At 56.4% G+C, this 9,598-nt stretch carries 8 protein-coding genes and 1 pseudogene; 2 read left to right on the plus strand and 7 right to left on the minus strand.

The window, feature by feature from the left end:
- Window positions 1-646 precede the first annotated feature (646 nt).
- The 4 genes from BUB78_RS19375 to BUB78_RS20815 all read right to left on the minus strand — a co-directional run bounded on the left by BUB78_RS19375 (window position 647) and on the right by BUB78_RS20815 (window position 3,015).
- Entirely contained in the window at window positions 647-1,396 is a 750-nt protein-coding gene (locus BUB78_RS19375) for an OmpA family protein (RefSeq protein ID WP_170865121.1), read from the minus strand.
- Window positions 1,397-1,413: 17 nt separating this feature from the next.
- Window positions 1,414-2,175, minus strand: coding sequence for a hypothetical protein (locus tag BUB78_RS19380; protein ID WP_073200999.1), 762 nt, complete (start codon window positions 2,173-2,175; stop codon window positions 1,414-1,416).
- A 64-nt stretch (window positions 2,176-2,239) separates the two neighbouring features.
- Window positions 2,240-2,881 carry a hypothetical protein gene (locus BUB78_RS19385; RefSeq protein ID WP_073201001.1) on the minus strand — a complete coding sequence of 214 codons (642 nt, stop codon included), beginning with the start codon at window positions 2,879-2,881 and terminating at the stop codon, window positions 2,240-2,242.
- The gene (locus BUB78_RS20815) at window positions 2,872-3,015 is read right to left on the minus strand and encodes a hypothetical protein (protein ID WP_170865122.1); all 144 of its coding nucleotides are present in this window, start codon (window positions 3,013-3,015) and stop codon (window positions 2,872-2,874) included. Before BUB78_RS20815 ends, BUB78_RS19385 begins: the two co-directional genes overlap by 10 nt.
- Window positions 3,016-3,121: 106 nt before the next feature.
- On the opposite strand from BUB78_RS20815, the gene BUB78_RS20535 reads away from it, so the two are divergent.
- On the plus strand, window positions 3,122-3,367 hold the full coding sequence (locus tag BUB78_RS20535; protein WP_139279413.1) for a hypothetical protein: 246 nt from the start codon (window positions 3,122-3,124) through the stop codon (window positions 3,365-3,367).
- Between the two features lie 662 nt (window positions 3,368-4,029).
- Here the strand turns inward: BUB78_RS20535 and BUB78_RS19395 are convergent.
- From BUB78_RS19395 to BUB78_RS19405, 3 genes are all read right to left on the minus strand, one after another.
- Window positions 4,030-4,287: a DUF4242 domain-containing protein gene (locus BUB78_RS19395; protein WP_073201005.1), complete on the minus strand. Its 258-nt coding sequence runs from the start codon at window positions 4,285-4,287 to the stop codon at window positions 4,030-4,032.
- 28 nt (window positions 4,288-4,315) lie between these two features.
- Complete coding sequence (locus BUB78_RS19400) at window positions 4,316-7,924, minus strand: AAA family ATPase (RefSeq protein WP_073201007.1); 3,609 nt, start codon at window positions 7,922-7,924, stop codon at window positions 4,316-4,318.
- 237 nt (window positions 7,925-8,161) lie between these two features.
- Complete coding sequence (locus BUB78_RS19405; protein ID WP_084732974.1) at window positions 8,162-8,320, minus strand: BBE domain-containing protein; 159 nt, start codon at window positions 8,318-8,320, stop codon at window positions 8,162-8,164.
- A 114-nt stretch (window positions 8,321-8,434) separates the two neighbouring features.
- On the opposite strand from BUB78_RS19405, the pseudogene BUB78_RS19410 reads away from it, so the two are divergent.
- Window positions 8,435-9,241, plus strand: a pseudogene (locus tag BUB78_RS19410) (type IV secretory system conjugative DNA transfer family protein); the annotation flags it as partial.
- Window positions 9,242-9,598 lie beyond the last annotated feature (357 nt).

The raw sequence follows: 9,598 nt of genomic DNA on the forward strand, positions 1-9,598 counted from the left end.
CATTGGGTGGCTCCTCCTATACGCAGATATGGACATCTGCAGTATGGCGCATTGCGACGCCGATTGGAGCAGGAGCCATCCACCCCATCAGCTTTCCGCCGCATATTGTCAGAGATTGAGTTTAGACCCTCTCATGTACCTCAGGAACTCTTCTGTGGTTCGGTCAAGGTCAATGCGCCCTCCCGCAACCAACTTTACCGAACAATACCAAAGCTTTAGGCCTCGCATCACGCGGGGCTTTTTGCTTGTGTGCAATCCATGTCAACGCCACGTCAACGTTTGGCGAGTCGCGCAAAAAATATTCAATGGAATCAACGACACGGCCCGACGGCGAGCACTCTGTCATCCCGAACAGTTTGCGGATAGGGATCCATGCCAGCCTAGTTCAGATCCTTGTCGGGCGACCCGTCGATCGATTGAGACTAAGCAAGTCAGGCGGAAACCGTTCATTTCCTGCGCGTGCAAACTGCAAAGATCACCGACAACTAACGTCCTTTCCATTCAGCTCGAACCGCTGGGTTTCGCTGCGCCGCCGCAGGGCGGCTATGTGAGCCTAGAGCATGATTGACGCTGACCCACAGTGGATATGCTGAGGTATATTAACCTCAGCACGATGTTTGTTTGAGTTTTATGTTGCAAACTTTTTCTATGCTCCATCCAACGGCGTGATTACGATCCGCCTGTTCGCATAGCGTCCCTCTTCAGTCGAATTGGGATGCGATGGTTCACTTTCACCGACACCGTGCCAAGTGATACGCTGCGGATCGATCCCATAACGATTGCTAAGCGCGTTGGAGAAGCTTTTGGCACGGTTTTGAGAGAGGATCAGATTTTCTTCCTCGGACCCCACATTGTCGGTATGGCCGGTCACCATGATGCGCAAATCTTGATATTTAAACATGATCTGAGCCACATAGGCCACGCGCTTCATCCCGTCGAAAGTGATTGTATATTTGTTGGTCTCGAAATTCATGCCTGGAAACGACATCTCGGTGATCTTTGGCGTGGGCGGGGCCGGGGCCGGGGCCGGTGGCTTAGGAGGCGCAGGCTCAGTGATGCCAACGGTCACGCGGGTCTCCGGAGCATCTCCGCTCACAGGGCTCCCGGCATCTTGGCCGATAACAGTCGTGCTTCCGTCTTGCCCGATTACAGGAGCGATAGAGATATTTGCAACCACGCCCGTGTCACCGGTTGTAACGCTTACGCTGGGGGCGACGGGCCCCGCAACCACTGGCGCTGGCACCGTAAGCGCAGGTTCGGCCCCTGGGAGTTCTAGGACCTCATCAAAGTTCACACTCTTCGTCGTGCCATCCGCGAATGTGATCACGACGCGCTCTTGCGCCGTGACGGGAAAACTAAGCATGAGGGCGACTGGCAGATAGGTCAGAGTTTTCATTGGATTAATCTCCGTGGTCATGAGCGATAACGCAGGTTGAAGCTGATGATTGCCGCTGCCGCCAAGAGGGCACAGGCGATCATCAATGCGTGGATGTAGCGACGGGGTTGTGCGATCTCTTCTGCGCCCCAGTAGTCAGCCAGTTCACGAATGTCGGACGGGATCTTGTATGCACGCTCCGGGCTCTGAATCGAGGACGGCGCGGCCTGTGGCGCGGGCTCCATTCCGGCGGTGAATGGTGCTGGCCGGTCGACATATTCGACGTGCAGGTAAGGCAGCGCATCGATCACGCCCAATGTCAGGGCCACAGCATAGATTAAGACAGCGGTTGAGCGCAGAAGCGGCCAGGGGCAAAAGGCCACGATCAATGCTGGAAGCGCCCAATAGCAAATGGTCCAAAAAACCCGCATGTCATGTTCGCGCCCGAAGAAGACGGCCTGCCAGAACAGCACGATGAAGATGAGCCCCAAGGTAATCGCCAATCCAAACCTTAACAGCCCTAAAACCGTGAGGAGTGCTGCAACAAGTACCGGCAACATCAATCCCAGGCCGACCCGCAACATCGTGTCTGATCCACCTGTAGAGAGGACGTAGCCTGAACCGTCCATGTTGAAGAATATCTCGAGGACTTCACCATCTTGGCTCAACACCTCTGGGATAGCATGACCGTTTTCATGGATGACTGTGTAGAGAAGGCTACGCGCGGGGGTCGCAATGTCGGTCCAAAACACCTCCGCCAAGTAGACAGCCCCTGCGGCCAGAGCCAGCGCCAATAGCATTTGCAGTGGCGTTGGAACCCCCCGGACCCAACGGTCCGGGGGCAGGCGGCTAGGCTGCTTTGGCTCAATTGAGTACGCCATAGCTGGCCGCTCCTCCTGCAGTGATGGCCAGCTTGAACATATGTTCAAGCTGGCGACGTTGCTTGAGAGACGCGCCGGGCGGAGCATAAGCGGCCAAGCCTACCATTTTCACATGGCACCCCTCGAGGCTGCCGGGAAAGACACCCGCGCCGGATGTCTTGCCATCGGCGGTCTGCTCGGAGGCAGAAAAGCCATTGGTGATGATGACCACATTGGTCGGGCGCGCCGTGCAATCGGTGTAGCCAGACATTTGATCCAAAGACCACCATAGGTCTGAGCCATCGGTAGGCGCGTCGAACTTGGAAAAATCAGCCAAGCGCAACTTAAGGAAGTCTGCGAGATGATCAGGCTTCACCCGGCCCGCAGCAGCGGACAACGTCATGTCTGCAAACCACTCATCCGGAGCCGCTTGGGTACCAGCGAAAGTGACTTGATCTCCCTTTTTCAAGCCATCTTGGACCATGGCGTCAAAGATCTTCGGCGCCATATTGGCCAAGCGGGGGATGAATCCAGTGTCCTGTGCGAAATGGCCCAGAATGACCCAGTGTTTGTCTTCAGAAGCCGCAGCGATGGTCGCAGAGACAGCAAAGATCGCGGTCGTCAGAAGTTTGGAAATCAGGCGCATTTTTTCATCTCCTTCAATGCTTGGTTGGTGGACAGTGTTTTCAGCGCCATGCCATGTTCGATCAGAGCTTCGCGATCCGCAGGGCCGAGATCTTCCGTGGACGGCAAGGTGGCGTAGGGGATCGTGGGTGGCATATAATACTGTCCATCATTCAGTGCGCTGCGTGAACTCGCGGCCGCCATTACTTCGCAGTTGCGGCGAATGGCCGGTCTGACGGGCCGCACCGCAGCATAGCGATCAATGGATGAACGGCTTCTGTGGGTGGCTCCTGTATTGCAAGCATTTTCTAGTGGTTTCTGCGGTCATTTTTGTCAGTACCGTCGTCTGTCCGGCCTGTTCGTGCGGTGGTGTTCCGCTGATTATTTTTCGGCTCTGCGCGACACGCCCGTCAGCCTTTACGAAGTCAGCGATGTGAAGCCGGGCACCTCGATGGTGCTGCAGGACCTGCTCGGTGGCGCAGGGTCTGAGGCCGCGAGCAGGTCCTGAAGTGGCTGAAGCTGATCGAGAACAATAGCGCTCAACATGACAATGCCGCTATTGGCGAACATGACTTTGGCTGGATACCCAGTCACCAATGACGGAAAAAGATCCGGGGACCACCCCACCCCGCGCCGACGCGGCTCCTTCTGGCCCGGCGCAGAAACACGACAACGAAACCCACCGAACGGTAAAATCGAGGCCAAGGCGCGATGTGACGGACCGGGGACTGCTTTGGCTGGAGACGGTCAAGGTGGGGCAGGAGCAAAGCCTGCGGGGAAGCGGCTGGCCACCGAAAAAAGGCATCGTGTGGATACGGATCTGGAAGCGAAGGGCCTTCCCCCGCATGACGGGGGGAAGGATATTGCCAGATGAAAAGCTCATTAGCAAAAGTTGCAAACACAGCAGAGTCTCGAGGTGGTCGGCCGCATCACGCCCACCTTAGCAGATCGTACCAGCCATTTTATCACGTGTGTAAAAGATTGCGATGTCGTCATTGTTGGATACATCTTAGCACGGCGTTCGATTTTCCCGGACCACTTCACCCTGACCAAAACCGTCAGGGCTATGTGTTCACATGGGTCAATTCTCAGTGACAATTTATGGGGCTACCGGGTCAGTTCTCAGTGACAGTCAACACTGGCATCACAACGGATTGTCGGAACTTTCAGTCAGGCAAAGATACCTGGATCTATACGATCCACAGGGGTGATCACGTCAGCAGGAATGTTCAGGCGTTCCGCTGCCCTTCTCAGGCTATCCTCGTCAGGGGCTTCATACAGGCAGTAGGTTTTCCGCTTGTCTGCGCTGAGAAAAGAGAAAATCCATTCGACGCCTTCGGCGTCGTTAACCTGTTTGATGTGCTTCTTGGCGTCGTCGTCAACTTCTAGCTTCTCAGCGAAATTTCTTTCGATAACATAACGTGGCATTGTTCTCTCCCGCGCGTAAAATCCGGCCCTATGACGCTTGACCATCAAGTTTGGACTTGAGCGAAACCATATCCAGTTTCTGAGCGGTTGCCAACGCTTCCGCTTCCAAGCGAAATGCGCGCTCCCAGTCTTGTTTTCTGCCGCGCTGCCTAAGGCCCACTGCAAAGGCATACTTACTATGAGCAATCCATGGCAGCGCGCCCATGCTGGTGTCGATGTCGATCGCCTTTTCAAACATTTCGTTTGATGCGTCCCAATCCCCCATCAAGGCGGCAAGGCTGCCAAGTCTGCGCGCAGCGGCCCCGGCGCAAACGGTGGTGGCACCGGCGGTTATGGTGAAATTCTTGTAAGGCAGCAGCATATCGTAGATCGTCTTTGCGTGCTCCAGATGCTCCACGGCCAGACAAATGTCGGCTAGGTATGAAAGCGAAGTGGAATACATCGCATCGTGCGGCAGCTCAAAACCACCGTCTGCCAGTTCACCGAGGATGCGTTCTGCTGCGTCCATGTAGCCCAGCTCAGCAGCAATCAGTCCAAAACCGGGTTTCCAGGTCGTGTCTTCGGGGCTGTCAGACATGAGACGTTTTATGACCGGAGCGACCTCCTGCAGTCGGCTCTGCTCGCGGCGAATTGTGAACATCTGAACACCGTAAACACCTTCGACATGTTCCCCATGCGTCTGCCGACCGATCTTTACTGCTTCGTTCGCATATTGCTCGGCCTGCTCGAAATCCCCGTTCAAAATAGCAACCATTGCGCGCGCGTGGATTTGAACCCAATAAAGCTGAAGGTGATTGTCCTTCTCGGAAATCTCGGTCAACAGCTCCAGCGAATGATCCATAAGCTGACGGTCCGCCATTTCAGCGCCAACAAACAGGCTCAGTGTGCGGTCCCGGCCCTGATCGATATTGCCCAGATTCTCCGCAACGCGGTGCATCGCTTCAAGATTTTCGCGCCAATGCCGAATTTCGTCCTTGGTGCGTGCTACGAAAGGCGCGCCAAACCGTGACATCATGACGGAGAATTGCGCCTTGTGGTCTCCCAACTTCGCTGCAAGCTCCATTGCCTTGCTGCTGAAGTGTCCACTTTCTTCGAATTGACCAGTGAACATATAGGCCCGTGCAAGCTGACTCATGAGTCCGCAACGGCGCCTTTCATCCTGCTCGGACAAGTCTTTCAGGGCCTGAAGACAAAATTCGATCGACTTGCGATGCTGGTCACCGGCCATCATGGATGTATCGGCGAAATAATTTGCGGCGTCCGCCGCAAGTTCGGCGTTTCCAACACTTCGCGACGTGTTCCAGACTTCCTCAAGAATTGCGATGCAATCCGGCAGGCGTCCGACACTGTCGTAGCTTCTTCCAACCAGGATTTTCGCGGTGATCACTTCAACAGCGGTCTCCTCTCCCAGATGGCGCGCCGCTTCCAGGGTCTCTTTGGCATTTGCCACTGCTTCTTGACTTGCCGAACGGCCCAGAGCCAGTTCGGTTGCGGACCGCCATCGCTTGAAAGCGGAAGACCAGTCTTGCGCTTCGGTCAGGTGGCGGGCAACAAGTTCGGGCTGTCGTTCAACTTCTGCGGGCCTCAATGCCGCCAAGGCGTGTGCGACCCGCGCGTGCTGCTCGCGGCGCGTCGCTGCCAGCATCGATTGGTATGCCGTGTCGCGGATAAGAGCGTGACGGAAGACATAGTTACCCCTGCTGTGGCCACTTTCGAAGATTAGGCCCGACTTGCGAAGCTCTTCGAGACAGGCGGGGACGTCGACCTGTCCGCTTGCCATCGCTTCGGTTAATACCGTCGGGTCAAATTCGCGGCCAATCACCGCTCCCGCCAAGGCAACCTGTTTTGCATCTTGTGAAACCGAATCAAGGCGCGCCATCAGCGTCCCCTTCAAGGACGAAGGCACTTTCATCTTGTCATGACCACCCGATCTCCGGATGGCGCGCGTCAGTTCTTCGACGAAAAGCGGCACGCCATCGGTCTTTTCAATGATCACGTCGATCAGATCTTGATCTGGTTCCTGACCAGAGATGGTTCTGACCAAATCCGCAACGTGACCCGCGTCGAACCGGCGCAGGCGCAGATTTTGAACATGTGCATCGCCTTCGGACTGTTCCAGAGACCACTCGGGCCTGTGAGATACCAGAACCATTAATGGCAGGTCTGTGACAATATCCTTGAAGCGTTCGAGAAGTGCATTGGTGGATGGGTCAATCCAGTGCGCATCTTCAACAAATAAGATAACAGGCCGGTGGCTCGCCCGGACTTTTATAGTGTTAATCAGTGTCTGAATGGAGATGTCCCGCTGTTCTTTTGGCGACATCGCAAGGACATCCTGAGCAACCTTGCTGCGCGGTGCAACAAGGGCTGCAAAAACGGGAAGGACCTGTTGCACATCCAGCCCCGGCCATGCTTCCAGCATAAAGCGCAGATGTTCCAAAATTCGGTCATCGTCAAAGCCTGGTTCAAAACCCGCGTCCTGAGAAATGCGCTCGGTGACGGGGTGAAACGGGCTACTGGTCAGGTAAGGAGAGCAATTCAACCTGACAATATCTGCGCTGCCCGCGACTTCATCATCGGTCAGAAACTCTTCAGCAAGGCGGGATTTACCGATACCGGCTTCGCCGCTCAGAAGGACGACTTCGCCGTTGCCGCTCTGCGCGCGTTGCCATGTTTCTCTGAGTATTCCCTTTTCGAGATTGCGCCCCACAAGTGCGTTCGTCGAGTCTTCGTTATGTGCGGCGCGAAACCGGCTTTCTGCACTGCGCTCGGCTTTTACTTGCAACAGTGCGCATGGCGCATCAAATCCTTTCAATGACACCTGTCCGAGTGACGAAAACTCAAAGATACGCCTTAGCGAAGGTTCTGTGCCCTCTTCGGGCAGCACAATGGTGTTCGGCGGTGCATGCTCCTGAATGCGTGCTGCGAGATTCAGGATAGGTCCCGTCATCGCGCCTTCTTCGTAGGTGTTTTCGCTGATTGCATCGCCGACCACCACCTCTCCGCTGGCAATCCCCACGCGGACAGACAGCGGCGCTCCATCAGGCGCCCGAAGTTCTTTTACACGCTGAACGGCCTCCAACCCGGCCTTGATGGCTCGCACAGCATGATCTTCATAGGCGCGGGGCCACCCGAAAAAGACCAGCAAACCATCGCCGAGGTATTTAGCGACGTACCCGCCATACCGGCTAACTGCCCCTGCAACTGCGTCTTGGTAGCGTTGCAGTAGGACCCGCATATCTTCGGGATCAAGGCGGTTGGTCAATTCTGTGGAGCCGATGAGATCGGCAAACATAACCGTTAAATGTCTGCGTTCCGCGGCGGCCGCGGTGTTCGGCTTTTTTGCAGGCGCAAAGCCTGCATCAGGCTCCTCAACTTCGAGCGCAGGCGCGGACGAGGGCACTTCGGCGACAGTGCCGGAACCAGCTGCGTCTGGCCCGGCATCGCCATGGCTCGTTGAGAGGTCCCGAATCCCAGCCAGAATGAGTTTTCTGTGCCCCAGGCTTACGCCCAGTTCTTTCAGGTCTTCGCTGGTCAAAAGCGGCAGAACACGGTAATCGACATCGTTTTCGAGAAACGCATCAACATACCGGTCCATGCCCAGCGCGTTCAGCCATTTGTCAATTTCTAAGCCCATGCAAAGCAGCATGCTGGTTTACGCGGCGGCAATCAAGTCAACACCCTCGATTCGCCGTCACCGTTACCAATGCAGAGCTCGAAACAAACACCTTGAGCTGCGGCAAGTGGTTTAGATAACCACCACCTCCGTTCCCCCAAAACGCTGGCAAGCCGGGCTCTCCAGTGTCGCCACCATGGAACAGGCGGGACGTCATGGAGCTTTCCAGCCAGAACTCCCGCCGACATAATCCTTCCCTTACTTCGCAGCGACAGGACGTTCCGCTGGCAGAATGTTGTGATTGCAGCGGAAAAAATTGTCCGGGTCGTATCTCGCCTTGATCTCCGGTAACCTTTGCATGTTGGCACCATAGACGTTGCCGACGCGGTCAACTTCATCTTCAGGAATGAAGTTCACGTATGCACTTCCTGTCGAATTGGGGTTTGAGCAGCCCCACCTGAGTGGTCCAGAATGAAAGTTAGTGCATGATTGGCCTTTGGTCCATCGGGACTATGGCCTCTGGCGCAGGAAGCCATGATGGCAACGCGCCATCTAGGCGAGGCCGGGCCGCATCCGGTCATCGCCTCGACGGCGCGGGAACTGCTCAACAAATCCGACAATGAACGCTCGGGCGTTCTGTCGACCGCCATGTCCTTTCTCGGCCTCTACCGCGACCCTGTCGTTGCCCATGTCACCCGCCGCTGCGACTGGCGGATTGCAGACCTGATCAGCGCTGCAGGACCGACGACGCTCTATCTCGTCGTGCCACCCTCAGACATCTCGCGGACCAAACCGCTGATCCGGCTTGTCCTGAACCAGATCGGCCGCCGTTTGACCGAGGACTTGCATGACACCAAGCGCCGTCACCGTGTCCTCATGATGCTCGACGAATTCCCGGCGCTCGGACGGCTCGATTTCTTCGAAAGCGCTCTGGCCTTCATGGCGGGCTATGGGATCAAGAGCCTCCTGATCGCGCAATCCTTGAACCAGATCGAGAAGGTCTATGGTCAGAACAACGCCACCCTCGACAACTGCCATGTCCGGGTGAGTTTCGCCGCCAATGACGAGCGCACGGCCAAGCGGGTGTCGGACGCCCTCGGAACGGCTACTGAGATGAAGGCGATGCGAAACTACGCCGGGCACCGACTTGCACCCTGGCTCGGGCATCTAATGGTGTCCCGCTCCGAGACAGCACGTCAACTTTTGACCCCTGGCGAAATCATGCAACTGCCGCCCGACGACGAAATTGTCATGGTGGCTGGTTCGCCGCCGATCCGGGCGAAGAAGGCGCGGTACTTCGAGGATCGAAGGTTCGCCGAGCGCGTGCTGCGGCCACCGAAGCCGCAGAACACTGGACCAACGCCAAAAAATGATCCGTGGTCTTCTATGGTGACGGCAAGTTCTACAGATCCAAAACCAACCTCCAACATCAAGGCTGATGGCGACGAGGCCAACGCAGGGCTGCGACGAGAGCCGGAACCGAGGCGCACGGGCTATTTCAATGCGATCCAGATCTACCCCTGGTCCGAGGGCGCGCTCTATCAGGTCTACGCCGCCCCGGGACAGATCACGACCATCGCGCTCGAACCTGGCGAGCGCTTGGGCGTTCACTGATCGGAATTGCATCCTTGATCTTGCGCAGCTTAAGCCCCTTTTGGGTCGCATGTCTGGACCGCCTGATGGCACGCGGACTGC

Origin of the sequence: Roseovarius marisflavi (assembly GCF_900142625.1) — a bacterium.
In the GTDB taxonomy this organism is placed as follows: domain Bacteria; phylum Pseudomonadota; class Alphaproteobacteria; order Rhodobacterales; family Rhodobacteraceae; genus Roseovarius; species Roseovarius marisflavi.